This is a genomic window from Streptomyces ipomoeae 91-03, from assembly GCF_000317595.1.
In the GTDB taxonomy this organism is placed as follows: domain Bacteria; phylum Actinomycetota; class Actinomycetes; order Streptomycetales; family Streptomycetaceae; genus Streptomyces; species Streptomyces ipomoeae.
In genome coordinates this window covers 36,997-57,282 of record NZ_AEJC01000255.1, presented here as the reverse complement: position 1 = coordinate 57,282, position 20,286 = coordinate 36,997, and the positions used below count along the sequence as shown (strand labels likewise).

The following is a 20,286-nucleotide window of genomic DNA, read 5'->3' as shown; positions in this document are numbered from 1 at the left end:
GAGTGATCGGCCGCCGCGCGCTCAGGGTGCTAGGGGAACGTCCCCGCCGACCCCCCGCCTCCTGTCGCGGCTCCGCCGCCGTCCGCCGTTCCGCCGTCGGCTGTCGCACCTCCGGTCGAGGTGGCGCCGCCGTCGGTCGTCGTGCCGCCGGTCGACGACGTTCCGCCGTCGGTCGTCGTACCGCCCGTCGACGTGGTGCCGCCGTCCGTCGTCGTACCGCCGGTGGTCGTGCCGCCCGAGTCGGTCGGGGTGCCGCCGGTGGTCGTGCTGTCGTCCGTGCCGCCGTCCGTCGCGCCGTCGGTGGGGGTGCCGCCGGTGGTGGTGGCGTCGTCCTCCTCGTCGCCGGTGGCGCCGGGCTCCTCGGCGGGGGTGCTCGGCGGGACGACGACCACGTCGGCGCCCTCCTGGAGCTCCAGGTCGAAGTCCTTGACCTTCTTGCCCTTCAGGGCGTCCTTGGTGAACTGGGCCCAGATCTCCGTGGGCGCGCCGCCGCCGTTGATGCGGGGCAGGCCCATGGCGCCGTACAGGGGCTTGTGGGCGCCGGTCTTGGGGTCCTGGCCCATGACGGAGACGACGGTGGCGAGGTCGGGGGTGTAGCCGGCGAACCAGGCGGCCTGGTCCTCCTCGGCGGTACCGGTCTTGCCGGCGGCCGGGTGGCCGGAGGCCTGGGCGGCGGTGGCGGTGCCGCCCTCGACGACGCTCTGCAGGACGGAGGTGGTGGTGTCGGCGGCCTGGCGGCTGACGGCTTGCTGCGGCTCCGTGGAGGGCAGCTTGATGGCCTCGCCGTCCTTCGAGATCTTCTCGATCATGGTGTACGTGCCGTGCTCGCCGTGGTTGGCGAGGGTGGCGTACGCCTCCGCCATGTCGAGGACGCTGGCGGTGGCGGTGCCGAGGGCGATGGACGGGTACGGGTTCATGTCCGGGGTGCTCTTGGGCACGCCGAGGTCGATCGCGGTCTTCTCGACCTTCTCGGGGCCGACGTCCACGGCCATCTGCGCGTACACCGAGTTGACGGACTTGTCGGTGGCCTGGCGGACGGTGATGTTGCCGTAGTTGACGTAGTCCTCGTTCTCGGGGGCGTACGTCTCGCCGGGCCAGCCGACCACCGGGCGCTCGTTGGTGCCGTCGTAGATGGTGTTCGGGGTGATGGCCTGGCCGCTCTGGGTGTTGGAGTTGTTCTCCACGGCGGCGGTGAACACGAAGGGCTTGAAGGTGGAGCCGACCTGGTAGTCGCGGCGGGTGGCGTTGTTGACGTACTGCTTGGTGTAGTCGATGCCGCCGTACATCGCGATGACCTTGCCGGTCTTGGGGTCGATGGAGGCGCCGCCCGCGCGGACGTAGTTGTCGGCCTTGCGGTTCTTCTTGTCCAGCTTGTCCATCAGGTTGTCGTTGACGGCCTTGATGAACGCCTTCTGCATCTTGGGCTGGATGGTGGTGGTGATGCGGTAGCCACCGCCGTTCTCCAGCGCCTCCTCGTCGATGATCTTGTGGTCGTAGAGGTACGACTTGATGGCCTCGACCAGGTAGCCGCGCTGGCCGGAGTAGGCGGAGGACGTGGTGGTCTGCTTCGGCGTCGGGAACTTCATGCCGGAGCGCTCGGACTGCGTGAGCCAGCCCTCCTTGACCATGCCGTCGAGGACGTAGTTCCAGCGGGCGACGGCCGCGGCCTTGTTCTCGGGGTGGGCGACGACGTCGTACATGCTCGGCGCGTTGACCAGTGCGGCGAGGTAGGCGCCCTGCTGGGCGGTGAGTTCATCGGCGTCGACGCCGTAGTAGGCCTGGGCGGCGGCCTGGATGCCGTACGCGTTGCGGCCGAAGAAGCTGGTGTTGAGGTAGCCCTCCAGGATCTCGTCCTTGGTGACCTCGCGGTCCAGCTTGATGGCGATGAAGAACTCCTTCACCTTGCGGGTGACGGTCTGGTCCTGGGCCAGGTAGTAGTTCTTCACGTACTGCTGGGTGATCGTCGAGCCGGACTGCTTGCCCTTGCCGGTCGCGGTGTTCCAGGCGGCGCGGATCATGGCCTTGGGGTCGACGGCGGACTCGGTGTAGAAGTCGCGGTCCTCGGCGGCCAGTACGGCGTGCTGGGCGGCCTTGGAGACCTTCGACAGCGGTACGTTCTCGCGGTTGACCTCGCCGTCACGGGCGATCTGGGTGCCGTCGGCGTACAGGTACACGTTGGACTGCTTGGTCGCGGCGTCCTGCGGCTTGGGGATGTGGACCAGGTTGTAGCCGAGGGCGAAGGCGCCCATCACCAACATGATCCCGATGACGAAGGCACCGAGCACCATGCGCCAGGTGGGAATCAGCCGCCTCCACCCGGTCCGTTTGGGCCGCTTCCCCTTCTTCCCCTTGCGCCCCGCGACAGCCGGTTCGGGAGTGACATCGGGCACAACGGCAGCGGCGGCGCCCGATGCGCCACCGGCCTCCCCGGCGGGGGCGCCACCGGCCACCCGGCCGGCCTTCCCACCGCCCGCCCCGGGGCGTGTGACACCAAGCGTCATGGTGTGCTCGACGTCACGCACGCCACGGGCCGCCGCGCCGGGCACGGCGGCCGAAGCCCCACCCCCGGCCGCGCCGGGCGCCCCGCCAGGCGTTCGGGAGGGTCCCGCGTGGGGCTTCCCACCGCCCGCCGAACCGGGCTTCCCGGCGCGCGTGACACCAAGCGTCATGGTGTGCTCCGCGTCGTGCATGGGGGCGGCTGCCGCGCCGGACGTCCGGGCAGCCGCCGAGCCGGGCCCACCGGCCCTCGCGCCGGGTACCGAGCCGGGCGTTCCCCCGGCAGCCGAACCGGGCGCCCCGCCGGGCCTTCCCCCGGACGCCGCCTCAGGCTTCCCACGGACCGCCGAGCTAGGCGTTCCGCCGGTCGTCGAGCCGGGCGCTCCGCTGGCCGCCGAGCCGGGCTTCCCACCGGCCTCCCCGCCGGACGCCGCCTCAGGCGTTCCGCCGGGCCTCCCCCCGCTCGCCGAGCCGGGCGTTCCGCCGGGCCTCCCTCCGGTCATCGAGCCGGGCTCGCCGGTCGTCGAACTGGGCGCACCGCCGGGCCTCTCTCCGGCCGCCGAGCCGGGCCTTCCGCTGGGCGCCGAGCCGGGCTTCCCGCCAGGCTCCCCGCCGCTCGCCGTGCCGGGCTCGCCAGTCGTTGAACTGGGCGCTCCGCCGGGCCTCTCTCCGGCTGCCGAGCCGGGCGTTCCGCCGGTCGCCGGGCCGGGCGTCGAGCTCGGCTTTCCACCGGGCTCCCCGCCGGGCGCCGCCTCAGGCGTTCCGCCGGGCCTTCCCCCGCTCGCCGAGCCGGGATTGCCGGGCGCCGAGTTGGTCTGGCCGTCGGGCGTTCCGTCGGGGGTCGCCTCAGGGGTTCCGTCGGGCTTTCCCGTGGTGGCGTGGGTGCCGGGTTCCGGGGTTGCGCCCGGAGCAGGGGGCTCCGGATCTCTCGGTGCCCAGCCCGGGCTGTTCCGCTTCGGCTGCGGCTCGTCGCTCATCGTGCTGCCGTGCTCCTGTTTCGCGTCGTACGTTCATTTCCGTACGGCCTCGTACGCTTTGCGCCTGCTCCGGGCAGGTTCTGACACCCCTGACTAAAGACTCTCGTACCGGCCGATCCGTTCCCGGGTCGGGGCACGCGCCCCGCATGCCCCCGTGAGCCCCCTCCACCCCACCCGAAAACACATGGCACACCGATCCGGCCGCGGACTAGGCTCGTGTGCTTCGGCCCGGAACGGGCTCGACCTCGGCCTCTCGCCTAATTCTTCGCAGCGGATGGGGGTTTCCTCGTGGGCACAGGGCGGTTGTACGCCGCCGTCGCCGCCGGTGGTTTCAGGCGGTACGCGACATATCGGGTGGCCACCGCGGCGGGGGTGTTCACCAACACCGTCTTCGGCTTCATCCTCGCATACACCTACATGGCCCTCTGGCACGAGAAGCCTCACCTCGGCGGTTACGACCAGGCGCAGGCGCTCACCTATGTCTGGGTCGGCCAGGCGATGTTCGCGGTCATGGTGCTGGGAAGCGTCGGCTTCGAGGAGGAGCTGATCGAGCGCATCCGCACCGGCGACATCGCGGTCGACCTGTACCGCCCCGCCGACCTCCAGCTCTGGTGGCTCGCCGCCGACATGGGCCGCGCCCTGTTCCAACTGCTCGGACGCGGCGTGGTCCCCATGGTGTGCGGCGCCCTCTTCTTCGACCTGGCCCTGCCCTCCGGCCCGCTGCCCTGGCTCGCCTGCCTCGTCGCCGTCGCCCTGGGGGCCCTGGTCAGCTTCGCGATCCGATACATCGTCGCCCTGTGGGCGTTCTGGCTCCTCGACGGCGCCGGAGCGATGCAGATCACGTGGCTCACCGGCGTCTTCTTCTCCGGGATGCTCCTGCCGCTGAACGTCTTCCCCGGCGCCCTCGGCGACCTCGCCCGCGTCCTGCCCTGGTCCGCGCTGCTCCAGGCCCCCGCCGACGTACTCCTCGGCGAGGCCGACCCGTTGGGCACGTTCGCCTTCCAGGCCGGCTGGGCGGTGGCGCTGCTGGCGGTCGGCCGGCTGATCCAGTCGGCGGCGACACGAAAGGTCGTGGTGCAGGGTGGTTGACCTCAACGAACGCAACGAACGCGATGAACGCAGCGCGCGCGATGAACGCATTGAACGCGGCGGACGCGATGAATGTGACGAACGCGACCAAGCCGATGAACGCGGCGCGCGCGACGCACGCGACGCAAGCCCGGCCGTACCGGCGACCCGGACCACTCCGGCCCCCCGGCCCACCCAGGCCACGGCCACGGCCGCCGAGGACCCGTTCGGCGAGTACGGCGTGTACAGCCGCGTACGGGACGGTCTGCGCGCCTACCGCATGATCGCCGCCATGTGGATCCGCTCCACGATGGCCTACCGCGCCTCCTTCGCCATGACCGCCTTCGGCAACTTCGCGGCGACCTCCTTCGACTTCCTCGCGATCCTGCTGATGTTCTCCCAGGTCGACGAACTCGGCGGCTACGCCCTCCCCGAGATCGCCCTCCTGTACGGCACCTCCGCCATCGCCTTCGGCCTCGCGGACCTGATGATCGGCTCCATGGACCGGCTCGGCCGCCGGGTCCGCGACGGCACACTCGACACCCTCCTCGTCCGCCCCGTCCCGGTCCTCGCCCAGGTCGCCGCCGACAAGTTCGCCCTGCGCCGCCTCGGCCGCGTCACCCAGGGGCTGCTGGTCCTCGGCTACGCCCTGGCCACGCTCGACCTCACCTGGACCCCGGCCAAGATGCTGATGCTCCCGCTGATGGTGGCCGGCGGCGGCCTCATCTTCGCGGCGGTCTTCGTCGGCGGCGCCGCCTTCCAGTTCGTCGCCCAGGACGCCTCCGAGGTGCAGAACGCCTTCACGTACGGCGGCGCCACCCTCCTGCAGTATCCGCCGGGCCTCTTCGCCAAGGACCTGCTGCGCGGCGTCACCTTCGTCCTGCCGCTCGCCTTCGTCAACTGGGTGCCCGGCCTGTACGTCCTGGGCCGCCCCTACCCCCTCGACCTGCCGACCTGGGTCGCCTTCGCACCACCTCTGGTGGCCATCGCCTGCTGCGCGTTGGCGGGGCTGGCGTGGCGGGCGGGGCTGCGTTCGTATCGGAGTACGGGGAGTTAGGAAGCCATGAACAACCGTCCGGGGAACAACCCTCCTGGAGACATGAACGACCGGTTCATCGAACTCGACCGCGTGGAGAAGGTCTTCGACGTCCGAAAGAAGACCGGATTCCTGCGGCGGGAGCGGCGCGAGGTGCGGGCCGTCGACTCGATCTCCTTCACCGTGCCGCGCGGCGAGATGGTCGGCTACATCGGGCCGAACGGCGCCGGGAAGTCCACCACCATCAAGATGCTGACCGGCATCCTGACGCCCAGCGGGGGCCGGCTGCGGGTCGCCGGCATCGACCCGTCCCGCGAGCGGACCCGGCTCGCCCGCCGCATCGGCGTCGTCTTCGGGCAACGTACGACGCTGTGGTGGGACCTCCCCCTCATCGACTCCTACCGGCTGATGCACCGCATGTACCGCATCCCCGACGCCCGTTACCGCGAGAACCTCGACCGCTGCGTCGAACTCCTCGAACTGGACGCCCTGCTGGACGTCCCCGTACGGCAGCTGTCGCTCGGCCAGCGCATGCGCGGCGACATCGCCGCGGCCCTGCTGCACGACCCCGAGGTGCTGTATCTGGACGAGCCGACGATCGGGCTCGACGTCATCAGCAAGGCCAAGGTCCGTGCGTTCCTCAAGGACCTCAACACCGAACGCGGCACGACTGTGTTGCTCACCACCCACGACCTCCAGGACATCGAGCAACTGTGCCGCCGGGTGATGGTCATCGACCACGGCCGCCTGATGTACGACGGTCCGCTGACCGGGCTGCACGAGGTGGGCGAGAGCGAGCGGACCCTCGTCGTCGACCTGGAGCGGGAGCTGCCGCCGATCGAGGCCGCGCCCGCCCGTGTCGTACGGGTCGAGGGGCCCCGGCAGTGGCTGGCGTTCCCCGCGTCGGAGTCGGCGGCGCCGCTGGTGGCGCGGATCGCGTCGGAGTATCCGCTGGTGGACCTGTCGGTGCGGGAGCCGGACATCGAGGCCGTGATCGCGCAGATGTACGCCCAGCAGTCGGAGCGGGTGGAGGAGCCGGGGCAGGCCGTCCCGTAGCCGGGGAGTGTCGCCGGGACGGGGCAGGGCCGTCCCGTAGCCGGGGCAACTCGTCGGGGCGAGTCCGGCCGTCTCGTAGCCCGGCGCGGGTGTTCCTCGTACGCTGATTCGTATGACGGACGACCTTCCGGACCTTCCGGCCGCCGCGGATCTTCGGGCCTCGGACGCCGATCGTGAGCGAGTCGCCGAGCAACTGCGGGACGCCCTCGCCGAGGGGCGGCTCGACATGGAGGAGTTCGAGGAGCGGCTGGAGGCGACGTACAAGTCGCGGACGTACGGCGAACTCGCGCCCATCACCCGGGACTTGCCGGGCGCCGGGGCCGTCGCTCCACCGTCCGTCGTGCCGTCCCCGTCCGTCTCCCTGGTGAAGCGGCCCGAGGGGAACGCGAGTTGGCCCGAGCGGATCGTCGGCGGCGAGGGCACGTCCACGTGGGGCGTCGCCGTCATGTCCGGCTTCGAACGCAAGGGGCGCTGGACCGTGCCCAAGCGGTTCGACTGCTTCGCGTTCTGGGGCGGCGGCGAACTGGACCTGCGGGACGCGTACTTCGCCGAACGCGAGGTCACCATCAACTGCGTGGCCATCATGGGCGGCGTGAACGTCATCGTGCCGCCCGGCGTCGAGGTCGTCGTCCGGGGGATCGGCATCATGGGCGGCTTCGACCACAGCGAGGAGGGTGTGCCGGGCGATCCCGGGGCCCCGCGCGTCATCATCACCGGCTTCGCGTTCTGGGGCGGCGTCGGCGTCGAACGGAAGATGCCGAAGGCGGAGCGGCAACGGCTCAAGGAGGCCCGGCGGCAGGAGAGGCTGGAGCGTCGTGAGGCGCGCCGGGAACTGCACGCGTCCCGCCGGGGCCATCTGCACGAACTGCATGACGCGCACCGTGACGCGATGCGGGAGCATCGGGAGGCCATGCGGGAGGAGCGGGGACGGCGGCGGGAGCAATGAGGCCGCTCCCAGCAGCGCCGCCGGAGCCGCCTCCCCACGGCTCTGCCGGAGCCAAGCTCCCCACAGCTCCCGGGAGCCGTTTGCCTACAGCTCCGCGAAAGCCGTTTGCCCACAGCTCTGTCGGAGCCGCCTCCCTACAGTTCCGCCGGAGCCGCGCCCTTCAACGCGCTTGGGTCAAAGACCTCCCCCATCCGCGCGTACCCCCTGTCGCTCGGGTGCAGATGGTCCCCCGAGTCGTAGTCGGCGCGCAGACGGCGGGGGTCGTACGGGTCCCGTAGGGCCTTGTCGAAGTCGGCGTAGGCGTCGAAGACCTGGCCCGAGCGTATGCGGGTGTTGATGGCCTGGCGGACGGATTCGCGCTGGTCGGAGTAGCCGCGGTGGCCGTAGAACGGCATGAGGGTGGTGCCGACGACGCGGAGGCCGCGGGCGTGGGCGCGGGTGACGAGTTCGCGCAGGCCGGTGACGATGGCGTCGGGGTCGGCCTGGCCGCGGTTCTTGAGGATGTCGTTGACGCCGAGGTCGATGACGACGGCCTTGACGCCCGTACGCGAGAGCACGTCGCGGTCGAAGCGGGAGAGGCCGCTGGGGTTGTCGGCGGGCCGGCCCCGGCCGCCGGCGAGGACCTGGTTGCCGCTGATGCCCTGGTTGACGACGCTGTAGCGGGGCGTGTCGGAGGAGCCGGCGGCGGAGCGGAGGCGGTCGGACAGGACGTCCGTCCAGCGTCTGTTCTCGCCGACGGTCGAGGTGATGCCGTCGGTGAGGGAGTCGCCGAGGACGACGACCGTGCCGTCGGACTCGTTGCTCAGCACGTCCAGGGCGGTGACGTAGCGCCAGTGCAGGGACTGCGTGGTGTACGGCGTCCCGGTGACGTCGGTGGTCCGGTCGCCCTCGGCGGTGTACGAGATCTGCCGGGCGTGCGCGTGGTACGTGGCGGGGCCGGAGGGGGTGGGGGAGTAGGTGGTGACGAGGACGTCGCCGTCGTGCGGAATGCTCACCCGTACGGCGTCGCTGACCACCTGCTGCCCCGCGGCGATGACCACGCTCGTCCGGCCGCCGAAGGTGAGGCGGCGCATGGTGTCGGCCGCGGCGGCCGGGGTGTTCGCCGTGGCGGCGACCGCGAGGGAGGCGTGGGTGATGGTCAGCGGCTGCTGGCCGTAGAGGTTGGAGAGGGTGACGCGCGCGCTCGTCCCGCCCACCGAGGTGTGCACGACGTTGCGGATGGAGCGGCCCGCGAACCCGTTGCGCTCGGTGCCCGCCTCCGACCCGCTCGGCGAGGCCGACCAGGCGCTCACCCAGACACCGGCGGAGGCGGGAGCGGCGCTGTTGCGGGGCGCCCGGGTGAACGTCTCCTGCCGCTGGGTGCCGTCGTCGATGCCGACGCCGATGTATATGGCGGCCGAGATGGCCACGACAAGGGTGACGATCGCCGCCAACAGTGCATAACCGTGATGCTTGGTCATGCGGTGTGCAGCTCCTCGGGCAATGGAGCCCGGGGCTCCGACGTGATCACCCCATGATGCGGCATGGGATGGGGGTTGCTGGTGAGAACCCCCATTGGTTCCCCCGCCCGGACAGACGCGGGGAACTCCTGTTCCGTTCCAGGAGTAGGTCACTGAGAGATGAAGAAGACGGAGAAAGGGACAATGTGTACGGGGGACAGGAACGGATGGAGTGAATGGACCGGACTGAACTGGAAGAGGGCGGCGCGCACGGGCGGCCCGCCCCGACCGCCCCTCAGGTGTCGCACCGCACCATGACCTCCTTCAGCCCCGCCGACGAGGAGAAGCAGCGGGGCGTACGGCGGATGAAGCTGACCGCGGCGGCCCTGTTGCTCTTCGTGGCGGTGGTGTACGTGCTGGCCAAGTCGGCCTCGCACGCGGGCGCCGGGGCATGGGCGGAGTATGTCGCGGCGGCGGCGGAGGCGGGCATGGTGGGCGCGCTGGCCGACTGGTTCGCCGTGACCGCGCTGTTCCGGCACCCGCTCGGGCTGCCGATCCCGCACACCGCGATCATCCCCAACAAGAAGGACCAGCTCGGAGTCACACTGGGTGAGTTCGTCGGTGAGAACTTCCTCTCCGAGGACGTCGTACGCATGCGGCTGCGTGCCGTCGGCATCGGCAGCCGGCTCGGCGTCTGGCTCGCCGAGCCGCAGAACGCCGACCGGGTGACGGCCGAACTGGCGACGGCGCTGCGCGGCGCCCTGACGGTGCTGCGCGACTCGGACGTCCAGGCCGTCGTCGGGGAGGCGATCACCCGGCGGGCGGGCAGCCAGGAGATCGCGCCCGGCATCGGCAAGATGCTGGAGAAGGTCGTCCAGGACGGCGGCCACACCCGGGCCGTGGATCTGATCTGCGCCCGCGCCCAGAACTGGCTGATCCTCCACGACGACCAGGTCATGGACGCCGTCGAGGGCGGCGCCCCCGGCTGGACCCCCCGTTTCGTCGACCGGAGGATCGGCGAGCGGGTCTACAAGGAGCTGCTCCGTTTCGTCACCGAGATGCGCGACTCGCCGACCCATCCGGCTCGTGGCGCCCTCGACCGCTTCCTCACCGACTTCGCCACCGACCTCCAGTCCGACACCGACACCCGCGCGCGTGTGGAGCGGCTGAAGGGTGAGGTCCTCGGTCGCGGTGAGGTCCAGGACCTCATCGCCTCCGCCTGGACGGCCGTACGCTCCATGATCGTGGCCGCCGCCGAGGACGAGCGCAGCGAGCTGCGGCTGCGCGTCCGTTCCTCCCTGCTGTCCCTGGGCGCCCGCATGGCCGACGAGCCGATCACCCAGGCCAAGGTCGACCGGTGGCTGGAGGGCGCCGCCGTCCACGTCGTCACCACGTACCGCAAGGAGATCACCTCCCTCATCACCGAGACGGTCGCGAGCTGGGACCCCGAGCACACGACGAGGAAGATCGAGGCCAACATCGGCCGCGACCTCCAGTTCATCCGCATCAACGGCACGGTGGTGGGTTCGCTGGCCGGGTTGCTGATCTACACGGTGTCGCGGGCGCTCGGGGGGTAGGGCGGCGGTCCCCGGGGTCGGCCCCGGGCTTGGCGCGGGGGAGTGATGCGGGCGTAGGGCATACGGGTGGTTCGGCCGGCGCCGGGCGTACTCCCCGCTCGTGCGGGCACCCGGATCGGGTTCGCTCGGTGAGCTCGACGAGGAGGGAGCCGCAGCCCATGTCCGTCACCGCCCGCAAGTCCCCCCGGCCGCCCGGGGCCGTCACCACCGCCGTACCCGCACGACTGGACCGTCTTCCCTGGTCACGCTGGCACTGGACGGTGGTGATCGGACTCGGCACGGTATGGATCCTCGACGGTCTGGAAGTGACCGTCGTCGGCAACATCGCCGGACGGCTCGCCGAGGAGGGCAGCGGGCTGTCGATCAGCTCCGCCCAGGTCACCGGCCTCGCGGCGGCGCTGTATGTGGCCGGCGCCTGCGCGGGCGCCCTCTTCTTCGGCCATCTCACCGACCGCTTCGGCCGCAAGAAGCTGTTCATGGTGACGCTGGCCGTCTATCTCGGGGCCACCGCCCTGACCGCCGTCTCCTTATCCTCCTGGTGGTTCTTCCTCTTCCGTTTCCTCACCGGCTTGGGCATCGGCGGCGAGTACGCGGCCATCAACTCCGCGATCGACGAGCTGATCCCGGCCAGGTACCGGGGCCGCGTCGACATCGTCATCAACGGCAGCTTCTGGCTCGGCGCGATCGGCGGCTCGCTGCTGTCGATCGTCGCGTTGAACACGGACATCTTCCCGGTGAACGTCGGCTGGCGGCTGACCTTCGCCCTCGGTGTCGTCCTGGGTCTGGTGATCCTTCTCGTCCGCCGGAACGTCCCCGAGAGCCCCCGCTGGCTGCTGATCCACGGCAGGGAACAGGAGGCCGAACGGCTGGTGGCGGACGTGGAGGAACAGGTCGGGACGGAGACGGGCCGCCGACTGCCGCCCGCCACCCATGAGATCACCATCCACCAGCGCGAGAGCGTCGGCTTCGGCGCCATCGCCCGTACCGTCTTCTCCCACTACCGCCCCCGCGCGGTCCTCGGCTTCTCCCTCTTCATCGGCCAGGCCTTCCTCTACAACGCGATCACCTTCGGCTTCGGCGCGATCCTCACCACGTTCTACGACGTCCCGACCTCCGACACCGGCTACTACTTCGCCTTCATCGCCGCCGGCAACTTCCTCGGCCCGCTCCTGCTCGGCAAGCTCTTCGACACGGTCGGCCGCCGGGTGATGATCTCGTCGACGTATCTGCTGTCGGGTGTGCTGCTCTTCGGGACCGCCTATCTGTTCGACCGGGGTTCGCTCGACGCCGTGACGCTCACGGCCTGCTGGTGCGTGGTGCTGTTCTTCGCCTCGGCCGGGGCGTCCAGCGCGTATCTCACCGTCTCGGAGGTCTTCCCCATGGAGACCAGGGCAATGGCCATCGCCTTCTTCTACGCCCTCGGCACCGCCGCCGGCGGCATCAGCGGCCCCCTGATCTTCGCCGACCTCACCGAGTCGGGCGTCGTCGCCGACACCGTCCTCGCCTTCCAGATCGGCGCGTCGCTGATGTGCGCGGCGGGCCTCGTGGCGGCGTTCCTCGCGGTACGGGCGGAGCGCCGCTCGCTGGAGGACATCGCCCAGCCGCTGTCGGCGAAGGCGGCCACGTAGGTATCGCCGAGTACGAGTACGAGTACGAGCAGGAGTACGAGTACCAGTGGGACGGTCGTACGAGTGGGGCGGTCGCGGGCGGTGCGGGTCACGAGCCCCGGTGGCGTCACCAGCGCCATAGCCACCCGGGGCGTCGGCGCGTGTGCCCCTGCCAGACGGCGCAGGCGGCCGTCCAGTCCGCCTCGGCCTGCCGGCGGTTGGGGTGCAGGGCCTTGATCAGTTCGTCGCGCTCGCGTTCCCGCTCCGCCTTGCGCTGGGCCGTCTCCGTCTGGATCTTCTGGATCCGGGCCTCGATGTCCGCGGCCTGCCGTTCCCGGTTCTCGCGGTACTCGGCGTCGCGCAGGACCTCGGTGTAGATCTGGTTGGCGAAGCTCTCGACCTCCCTCTTGTCGTGCCGTGGATACTCGGCGCTCTGCCTGCCCTTCGGCCAGGTCACCCGGATGAAACTGGGATCGCCGCTCAGGACGGCCTTGGCCTTGAGCCCCTGCAGCGGCAGTTTCAGACGGGGCTCCTCAAGGACCTCCTGCCCGTCCTGCGTCGTGCCCATGAAATGCAGCGCGTGTTCGTACAGCACCAGCTCGCCCAGCCTGCCGCGCTGTTCGCCGATGACCTCGCGCAGCAGTTCCTTCCGTTCCCGCTCCAGCGCCTGAACCTGCTGCCGCCCCTCCTGCTCGACGCCGGTGACGCGGGTCTTGGCCTGGGCGATCTTCCGGCGGCTGTTCCGCTCCACGTCACGCCTGCGCAGCCGGACCTCGTGCAACTCCCGCCGCTTCTCGGCGTGTTCGGAGCCGAAGGCGTAGCGCCAGTCACCCCATCGGACGGGGTACAGCAACAACTGTCTGATCACGACGGCCGCGACGACCGCGACCGGCAGCAACGACAGGACAACAACACTCTCCACCGCTCGTCCTCCCCGACCGACCACTGGCGCGCCGCCAGCAGTGTCCCGCCGGAGGCCGGTTCACGGAATACGGCCGCAGGTCATGGTCCGGCCGGAGCGCAGCCCCGGTAGCGCAGCCCCGGTAGCGCCGCCCTGGTGGTGCGGCCCCGGGGCCGGCCGTACCGGAGTGCCGCCCTCCGGGGTCAGCCGTAGAAGTAGCGCATGGCCTTCTGTTCGAAGTACGAGGAGTAGATGAGGCCGATGGCCGGGGTGCCGCGATAGGTGCCGACGTACTGCTGAGCGCTGTCGACCACGACGGGACGGGCCATACAGGCCCACTTCTGGCGCTGCTGGGCCTCCGCCCACCGTACGGCCGCCGGGTCCACCCGGTCGCTGACCAGCACGGGGAACGCGGCGATGCCGCTCTGCAGCCCGGCCGGCATACCGCCCTTGGTCTTCTTCGCGTACGTCAGCACCTGGTCGGTGAAGGCCTCGATCGTCGGGATGGTTATCTCGGGGAGGGCCGCCGCCACCGTGAACAGGTGCAGCTTCGTCGCCATCCATTTCCACTTGAAGTCGGCCCGGCGCCCGACGAGCACGGGCACTCCGGCCCAGTCCTCCCACCAGGTACGGCATTCGTCGGCGGCGAGACGGGCGGCCACGGAGGCGAGATAGGCCTGGGCGGCCGGGGAGGCCTGCGAGGGCGGCTGCTGTTCATACATGGCCGGATCATGCACCCACCCGGACACCCGAGGGAAGGCAGCCCCCCGTTGTGGGAGGTCAGGCCCCCGTGGTGGAACCGGGCCGAACGATCATCAGCACCGTGACGGTCGCCCACAGGAGGTTGAACACGCCGGTGAACATGGCGAGTTGGACGGTGACCTTGGGGTTGACGGAAGAGGCGGCGGCTGGGGAGCCATCGGTTGAGGAGCCGCCGACCGGAGACGCCCCGGCTGGGGAGGCGCTAAGGGAAGCGCTGAGGGAAGCGCTGCCGACGCCCTCCAGGATCTCCTCCTGCCGGGGCAGCACGAGGGCCAGCAGGACGATGGCGGCCAGTGCGGTGAGCAGCATCGACACGATCAGCCAGGCGTCGTTCAGTACCCCCATGCTCATCGCCGTGGCGAACCCGAGAACCGGTACGGCGATGCCGACACCGCCGTACACCCGGCAGATCCGGTGCAGCAGCCGTACGGCCGACACCGCCCGCTCACTACCGGGCTCGGCCAACGCCTTGCGCGCGCTCGGCGGGAACATGCTGGCCGCGACGGTGATGGGCCCGACGGCGACGATCGCGGCGAGGACGTGAAGGGAAAGGAGCAACTTGGTCACGGTGGGACGGTAGGGGGGTGGGGAGGGGGCGCGGGAGTGGCGGGATTGCCAAGGGGCAACGGATTGTCGCCAGATTCCCGCGGCTGGTGAGACGGCGTACATGGACCGAGGCGACGTACGTGGATCGAGGCGACGTACGTGGATCGAGGCGGCGTGCGTGGACGTGGCGTCGGCCGGCGGGAACCCGGTGTCTGCTTGGCGGGAACCCGGCGTAGCCCTACGCTCTCGCCATGCACACCGTGGCCGTATTGGCGCTCGACGACGTGATCCCCTTCGACATGTCGGCCCCCATCGACACCTTCGGGTGGGCCCGGCTGCCGGACGGGCGGGAGGCGTACCGGGTGCGGGTGTGCTCGGCGGCGGGGGAGGGGGAGGTGCGGGCGGGGCCGTTCAGCGTACGGGCGCCGTACGGGCTGGAGGCGCTGGCCGAGGCGGACACGATCATCCTGCCGGGGACGGCCGACCCGACCCTCCCGTTGCCGCCGGGCGTGGCGGAGGCGCTGCACGCGGCGGCGGCGAACGGTACGCGGATCGCCTCGATCTGCGTAGGCGCGTTCATCTTCGCGGCCACCGGGCTGCTGGACGGGTTGCGCGCCACGACCCACTGGATCGCCGCGCCGGATCTGGCCGCGAGACACCCGAGGGTGACGGTCGACCCGAACGTCCTCTACGTCGACAACGGCCAGTTCCTGACCTCGGCGGGCGCCGCCGCGGCGATGGACATGTGCCTGCACATGATCCGCAAGGACCATGGCTCTGCGGTGGCGGCGTTCACCGCGCGGATGTGTGTGATGCCGCTGGAACGGGAGGGCGGCCAGGCCCAGTTCATCGTCCAGGACCAGCCACCGGCTCCCGCCGGCGCCACGATGGAGCCCCTGCTGCGCTGGCTGGAGGAGAACGTCGAGCGGGACCTGACCCTGGACGACATCGCCGCCCAGGCGGGCACCAGCGCCCGCACGCTGAACCGCCGCTTCCGCGAGCAGACGGGCACGACCCCTCTCCAGTGGCTGCACCGTGCCCGTGTCCGCCGGGCCCAACACCTCCTGGAGTCCACCGACCACACGGTCGAACGCATCGCGACCCAGGCGGGCTTCGGCTCCCCGACGGCGTTCCGCGACCGCTTCAAGAGGGTGGTGGGCACGAGCCCACACGCGTACCGGAGGGCGTTTCGGGGGGTGTAGGGGGTACCTGGCGCACCGCGTCGCCCCACGCACCCGGCGCCCCCTCGCACCCGGCGCATCCGGCATTGCCCGCACCCGGCACCCGGCGCGGGAGCATCACCCCCTACGGTCCGCCACCACCCAGGACGCCAGCGCGACCGCCCCGGCCACCCCGAACACCGCAGGCCACGCCCCCACCTTCTTGGCCAGCGGATGCGACCCGGCGAACGCGGCCACATACCCGGCGGTCAGTGCCCCCGCGGCCTTCCCGCCGGCGGCGCGCTGCCACTGCTGAGCCGCCGCGGCCCCGGCGGCGGCCAACACGACCCCGCCGAGCTGCCGCTTCTTGGTCCAGCGGGCCACGCCGTACCCACCGATGAGCCCGCTCGCGGCCACCGCCGCCGTGGGAACCTTCGCCATCGCTGCCTCCTTGCCAGTACCGGCCCGTCCGTGACTGCCGGGCCCGAGCCCAATCCTTACCTTCGGCGCAGCTGCTCCCCAAACATGAGCCGGGGCTTGTCAAGTTTCCTCCGGCGAGTTATATAAGAAGCCGTAGGGAAACCTGGGGAGGAACCCCGGAGAGGAACCCTGGACCTTGGAAGGGCACCCCAGGCATCCCATCGGAATCACAGGGCATCGCATCCAGCGTCTGATGAGAGGAGTGACCCGTGATGCTCATGCGTACCGACCCCTTCCGCGAGTTCGACCGACTCGCGCAGCAGGTGTTCGGCTCCAGCGCCCGGCCGGCCGTCATGCCGATGGACGCCTATCGGTCCGGTGACGACTTCATCGTCCACTTCGACCTCCCCGGCGTGGACCCGGAGAGCATCGACCTGGACGTCGAGCGGAACGTGCTGAACGTCCGCGCGGAGCGCCGTTCCCCGGCCCCCGACGGCGCCGAACTGATCGCCGCCGAGCGCCCCACGGGTACGTTCACCCGCCAGCTCTTCCTCGGCGACACCCTCGACGTCGACCGCGTCGACGCCTCCTACGAGGCCGGCGTCCTCACTCTCCGCATCCCCGTCGCCGAGCAGGCCAAGCCCCGCAAGATCCAGATCACCGGCGGCCCCGGCGACCAGAAGCAACTCAACCGCTGAGCCGCTCAGGGGCGCGGGGAACCGCGCGAGCAACCACACGCAACCCGCACGCACCAACTCACCCAGCCCCCCGCTCATCCCGGCGGGGGGCTGAGGGCGGCAGCCCCAAGGGAAGCGGGGTCGAAGGGGCGGCAGCCCCTGGTTCAGCGGCAGCCCCTGGTTCAGGGGGTGGGACAGGGCCCCGCGCCGTCAAACCCCGCTCACACTCCTGATCCACCCCCGATGCGAGGCGACACTGCTGTACTGATCCGGCCCGAACAGCACCCCGACCTGCCTGCCCCGGTAGAACGCCGGCCCCCCGGAGTCACCGGGCTCGACCACCCCGCTGAGCCTCTTCGTCCAGATGGACCGCCCGATGATCGGATCGGCCTTGACGGAGGTGACCCGGTTGGTCGCCGTACGCAGGTTCTTCGGCTTCTTCCAGTCGCCGTACCCGTAGATGCCGACCACGGCCCCCTTCGGCGGGTCGGTACGGCCGAGCCGTACATGCGGCGCCTTGACGGCCCGGCCCAGCCGGAACAGCGCCACGTCGTCCTTCCACCGCGTCTTCGCCACCGCGACCTTGACCCCGTGCCCGATCCGTACGTCACCGACCCGCACGGTCATCTTCCCCGGCCGGTCCTGGTAGCAGTGCGCGGCGGTCAGCACCCACCGATCGGTCAACATCGTCCCCGTACAGGCGAACTGCCCGTTGTTGTAGACCTGCACGGCCCAGGGCGCCACCTCGACGGCCTGCCCGCCCCCGATCGCATGCGCGGCCGAAGGCACCGCGAACGACGCCCCCAACGCGACGACGGCCGCAGCCACCACAATCCCCTGCCGCTGCCCCACGACGAACCACACTCCTCAGCCCTCATGAGCCCTCACATGTCCTGACGAACACCGACTCTCGCGGAGAGCGGGACCGGGTCACTTCCCCCATGAGGCCATTCCGGAGCCCCCCGAAGCCGCCCATGCGTGGCAAAAGGGATATTTCGATGAACCTTTCGGTCGCCATGAAGCACCGACGAACCTTCCCCGGGCGCCGACGAACCTCCCCCCGACCCGAGAGAATCCCGCCATGAGGATCACCGACCGCGCCCTCAACCGCGCCACACTCGCCCGCCAACTCCTGCTGGACCGCGAGTCGTTGGACACCGTCCAAGCGGTACGCCGAGTCGTGGCCCTCCAGGCCCAACAGCCGGTCTCCCCGTACATCGCCCTGTGGAACCGCCTCACCGACTTCGACCCGACGACCCTGGACGAGGCCCTGTCCACCCGCGTCCTGGTGAGATCCACCCTGATGCGGATCACCCTCCACACGGTCCACGCCGACGACTACACCCCCTTCCGCGAGGCGATGGAGCCCACCCTCCGAGGCTCCCGACTGCACGACCGCCGCTTCACCACCACCGGCCTGACCCCGACCGACGCCGACACACTCCTCCCCGCCCTGCTGGAGCACGCGGCCCGGCAGCCGCGCTCCGCCGCCGAACTGAAGACGTGGCTGGAGGAGTACGTGAGCGACCGCCCGGACGTACACCTGGAGACGAGCGCCCACCGCTTGCTCCGCCAGTACGCCCCCTTGTGGCACGTACCGACCGGCGCCCCCTGGTCCTTCCTCCCCGACACCCGCCAGTCGTACGTGACCGCGACCCCCCGCCCCACCCTCACCGACCCGGACGCCGCGGCCACCGGCCTGCAAACCCTGATCCTCCGCTACCTGGAAGGCTTCGGCCCGGCGACGGCGGCGGACATGGCCCAGTTCGCCCTGGTCCACCGCCCCCGCACAAAGGCGGCCGTGCAGGCACTCACGGAAGCCGACAAGCTCGTGCAACTACCGGCTCCGGACGGCAAGTCGGTCCTGTACGACCTCCCCGACGCCCCCCGCCCACCGTCGGACGTCCCCGCCCCACCCCGCCTCCTCCCCATGTGGGACAGCACTCTCCTCGCCCACGCCGACCGCAGCCGCTTCCTCCCACCCGAGTACCGCAAGTACGTCACCCGCGTGAACGGCGACGTACTCCCCACCGTCCTGGTGGACGGCTACGTGGCCGGCATCTGGCGCCCGCTCGCCGAAGGCGTCGAGGTCACGCCCTTCCGTCCCCTGCCCGCCCCCGTCTGGGAAGCCCTGGCCGCGGAGGCCGCCGCCCTGCACACGTTCCTCGCCGACCGTGACCCCACGCCCTACCGCCGCTACGACCACTGGTGGACCAAGCCCCTCCCGGACACGTCCGGAACAACCCGTCTGCTCCCCGGCGGTTGAGTGGTTGAGCGAACGGTGGCCACCCGGCCGCCGTCAGGGCGGCGTTCAAGAACCGCCCTACGTCCCTGCGTCCCTGCGTCCCTGCGTCCCTACGTCCCTGCGTCCCTACGTCCCTGCGTCAACACCAGCGGGTGCGGGGGCAGTTCCAGTCGCCCCCACCGGACGAGCCCCCGGACGAACCCCCCGAACCACCGGAGCTGCCCGAGCCGTCGGGAAACCCGTTCGGGAAGGTGCTGTTGCGGTTCCTGTCGCCGGGGAACGGATCGCGATAGTCGGGATCGCCGTCCTCGTCCCGATCCGGCAGACTCGCCCTGTCGCCGTCCTCCCGGTCGGGCTCGGGGCAGCCGTTGTCCGGATCGGTCAACTCCAGGGTCACCCAGGCGCTGTTGGGGACGTCCTCGCCCTCGGCGGGATCGTGGGCGCACACACGCCAGTCGTCGTACTCGCCGTCGTCGGGCAACACGTCGTTGAAGTAGGCCTCGTCGGCCCGGACATGGTCGGCCGGCACACCGAGACCGACGACCTCCTTGCGTGCCGTCTTCCATGTCTTCCAGACCAGATCCGGCATCGTCGGCCACGGGATGGCCCCGCCGTCCTCCTCCGGGCACGGGGCGCCCGTCTGCACCACGCCGAAGTCGATCGTCTTCCTGCCGGTGAAGGTCCTGCCGGTCTTCTGGAAGCACACGGTCCAGTTGGACTGCATCCAGACGTCCTTGTTCTGGTCGGACGCGTCATGGTCGCCGACCGTGAACCCCTCGTCCTCGGCCCGCTCCCGTGCCTTGTCCAGCCGCAGCCCCCGGTAGTCGGGAGCCTTCGGCGCGGGTTCCGGCGAAGCCTGCGTCGCGGACGCCGAGGGACTGGCCGTACGGCCGTCGCCGGTACCCTTCGCGTCCACCCGCGCCACGGTGTCGGAGGTGTCGGCATCGGGCGGATCCGGTAGGACCGCGCCGAGCAGAGCCATGGCCCCGATGGTGGCGGCCACGTTCACGCCCTTCTGCCACGAGCTGTCCTTCCAGATCAGTACGATCGCGGCGATCAGCATGAAGAAACCCAGAAACTCGCTGATCAGCCCGAGCAGGGGTACCGCGAGCACGCAGCCGATACGGGCCGGGGTGGTCTGCCACCACCGAGTGCGGGGAGGCATGGGGAGGCGCGGCGGCCCTACCGGAGTGACGGGCGGGCGGGACATGGCTGTGCCCCTTTCTGATGGGACGTCATGACTGGCCCGCACGGTCATCCGCCGTCTGTCGAGCGACCGCATCGTACAGAACACCGGAAAAGCTCTCGACTCGGGTACAGGTCGGCAGACCCACCGCACTCGGACACTTCTCCGCGCCCGCTCCCGGCCGACG

General features: G+C 70.7%; 17 protein-coding genes. 9 read left to right on the top strand and 8 right to left on the bottom strand.

Annotation, left to right across the window (positions count from 1 at the left end):
* Window positions 1–29 precede the first annotated feature (29 nt).
* The gene (locus STRIP9103_RS16850) at window positions 30–2,669 is read right to left on the bottom strand and encodes a transglycosylase domain-containing protein (protein WP_411572416.1); all 2,640 of its coding nucleotides are present in this window, start codon (window positions 2,667–2,669) and stop codon (window positions 30–32) included.
* A gap of 1,092 nt (window positions 2,670–3,761) precedes the next feature.
* On the opposite strand from STRIP9103_RS16850, the gene STRIP9103_RS16845 reads away from it, so the two are divergent.
* From STRIP9103_RS16845 to STRIP9103_RS16830, 4 genes are all read left to right on the top strand, one after another.
* A complete protein-coding gene (locus tag STRIP9103_RS16845) occupies window positions 3,762–4,562 on the top strand; it encodes an ABC transporter permease (RefSeq protein WP_009313262.1) in 801 nt (266 codons plus the stop codon).
* Between the two features lie 220 nt (window positions 4,563–4,782).
* Window positions 4,783–5,598, top strand: a complete 816-nt coding sequence (locus tag STRIP9103_RS16840; protein WP_048820424.1) for an ABC transporter permease — start codon at window positions 4,783–4,785, stop codon at window positions 5,596–5,598.
* Window positions 5,599–5,604: 6 nt separating this feature from the next.
* Window positions 5,605–6,633 carry an ABC transporter ATP-binding protein gene (locus STRIP9103_RS16835; RefSeq protein WP_009313274.1) on the top strand — a complete coding sequence of 343 codons (1,029 nt, stop codon included), beginning with the start codon at window positions 5,605–5,607 and terminating at the stop codon, window positions 6,631–6,633.
* 112 nt (window positions 6,634–6,745) lie between these two features.
* Window positions 6,746–7,579 (top strand): DUF1707 SHOCT-like domain-containing protein, encoded by an 834-nt coding sequence (locus tag STRIP9103_RS16830; protein ID WP_009313241.1) that lies wholly within the window; start codon window positions 6,746–6,748, stop codon window positions 7,577–7,579.
* A gap of 134 nt (window positions 7,580–7,713) precedes the next feature.
* Here STRIP9103_RS16830 and STRIP9103_RS16825 read toward each other — a convergent pair whose 3' ends face one another.
* The gene (locus tag STRIP9103_RS16825) at window positions 7,714–9,039 is read right to left on the bottom strand and encodes an SGNH/GDSL hydrolase family protein (protein WP_009313232.1); all 1,326 of its coding nucleotides are present in this window, start codon (window positions 9,037–9,039) and stop codon (window positions 7,714–7,716) included.
* 215 nt (window positions 9,040–9,254) lie between these two features.
* Here STRIP9103_RS16825 and STRIP9103_RS16820 point away from each other — a divergent pair, with 215 nt between their 5' ends.
* Both STRIP9103_RS16820 and STRIP9103_RS16815 read left to right on the top strand, forming a co-directional pair.
* Entirely contained in the window at window positions 9,255–10,595 is a 1,341-nt protein-coding gene (locus STRIP9103_RS16820) for a DUF445 domain-containing protein (RefSeq protein ID WP_078613936.1), read from the top strand.
* Window positions 10,596–10,753: 158 nt separating this feature from the next.
* Window positions 10,754–12,223, top strand: a complete 1,470-nt coding sequence (locus STRIP9103_RS16815; protein WP_009313235.1) for an MFS transporter — start codon at window positions 10,754–10,756, stop codon at window positions 12,221–12,223.
* Window positions 12,224–12,329: 106 nt separating this feature from the next.
* Here STRIP9103_RS16815 and STRIP9103_RS16810 read toward each other — a convergent pair whose 3' ends face one another.
* From STRIP9103_RS16810 to STRIP9103_RS16800, 3 genes are all read right to left on the bottom strand, one after another.
* Complete coding sequence (locus STRIP9103_RS16810; protein ID WP_009313245.1) at window positions 12,330–13,124, bottom strand: hypothetical protein; 795 nt, start codon at window positions 13,122–13,124, stop codon at window positions 12,330–12,332.
* A gap of 182 nt (window positions 13,125–13,306) precedes the next feature.
* Window positions 13,307–13,825 carry a hypothetical protein gene (locus STRIP9103_RS16805; RefSeq protein ID WP_009313240.1) on the bottom strand — a complete coding sequence of 173 codons (519 nt, stop codon included), beginning with the start codon at window positions 13,823–13,825 and terminating at the stop codon, window positions 13,307–13,309.
* A 58-nt stretch (window positions 13,826–13,883) separates the two neighbouring features.
* On the bottom strand, window positions 13,884–14,432 hold the full coding sequence (locus STRIP9103_RS16800; RefSeq protein ID WP_009313253.1) for a hypothetical protein: 549 nt from the start codon (window positions 14,430–14,432) through the stop codon (window positions 13,884–13,886).
* Between the two features lie 230 nt (window positions 14,433–14,662).
* Between STRIP9103_RS16800 and STRIP9103_RS16795 the strand changes: the two genes are divergently transcribed.
* Window positions 14,663–15,613 (top strand): GlxA family transcriptional regulator, encoded by a 951-nt coding sequence (locus STRIP9103_RS16795; RefSeq protein WP_009313250.1) that lies wholly within the window; start codon window positions 14,663–14,665, stop codon window positions 15,611–15,613.
* A gap of 96 nt (window positions 15,614–15,709) precedes the next feature.
* Here STRIP9103_RS16795 and STRIP9103_RS16790 read toward each other — a convergent pair whose 3' ends face one another.
* Window positions 15,710–16,012 (bottom strand): hypothetical protein, encoded by a 303-nt coding sequence (locus tag STRIP9103_RS16790; RefSeq protein ID WP_009313236.1) that lies wholly within the window; start codon window positions 16,010–16,012, stop codon window positions 15,710–15,712.
* 251 nt (window positions 16,013–16,263) lie between these two features.
* Between STRIP9103_RS16790 and STRIP9103_RS16785 the strand changes: the two genes are divergently transcribed.
* On the top strand, window positions 16,264–16,689 hold the full coding sequence (locus tag STRIP9103_RS16785) for an Hsp20/alpha crystallin family protein (RefSeq protein WP_048820417.1): 426 nt from the start codon (window positions 16,264–16,266) through the stop codon (window positions 16,687–16,689).
* 189 nt (window positions 16,690–16,878) lie between these two features.
* Here STRIP9103_RS16785 and STRIP9103_RS16780 read toward each other — a convergent pair whose 3' ends face one another.
* On the bottom strand, window positions 16,879–17,520 hold the full coding sequence (locus STRIP9103_RS16780; RefSeq protein ID WP_100243929.1) for a S1 family peptidase: 642 nt from the start codon (window positions 17,518–17,520) through the stop codon (window positions 16,879–16,881).
* 229 nt (window positions 17,521–17,749) lie between these two features.
* Between STRIP9103_RS16780 and STRIP9103_RS16775 the strand changes: the two genes are divergently transcribed.
* Entirely contained in the window at window positions 17,750–18,934 is a 1,185-nt protein-coding gene (locus tag STRIP9103_RS16775; protein ID WP_009313261.1) for a winged helix DNA-binding domain-containing protein, read from the top strand.
* 118 nt (window positions 18,935–19,052) lie between these two features.
* Here the strand turns inward: STRIP9103_RS16775 and STRIP9103_RS16770 are convergent, their stop codons facing one another.
* Window positions 19,053–20,078: a PASTA domain-containing protein gene (locus STRIP9103_RS16770; RefSeq protein ID WP_009313227.1), complete on the bottom strand. Its 1,026-nt coding sequence runs from the start codon at window positions 20,076–20,078 to the stop codon at window positions 19,053–19,055.
* Window positions 20,079–20,286: the final 208 nt, after the last annotated feature.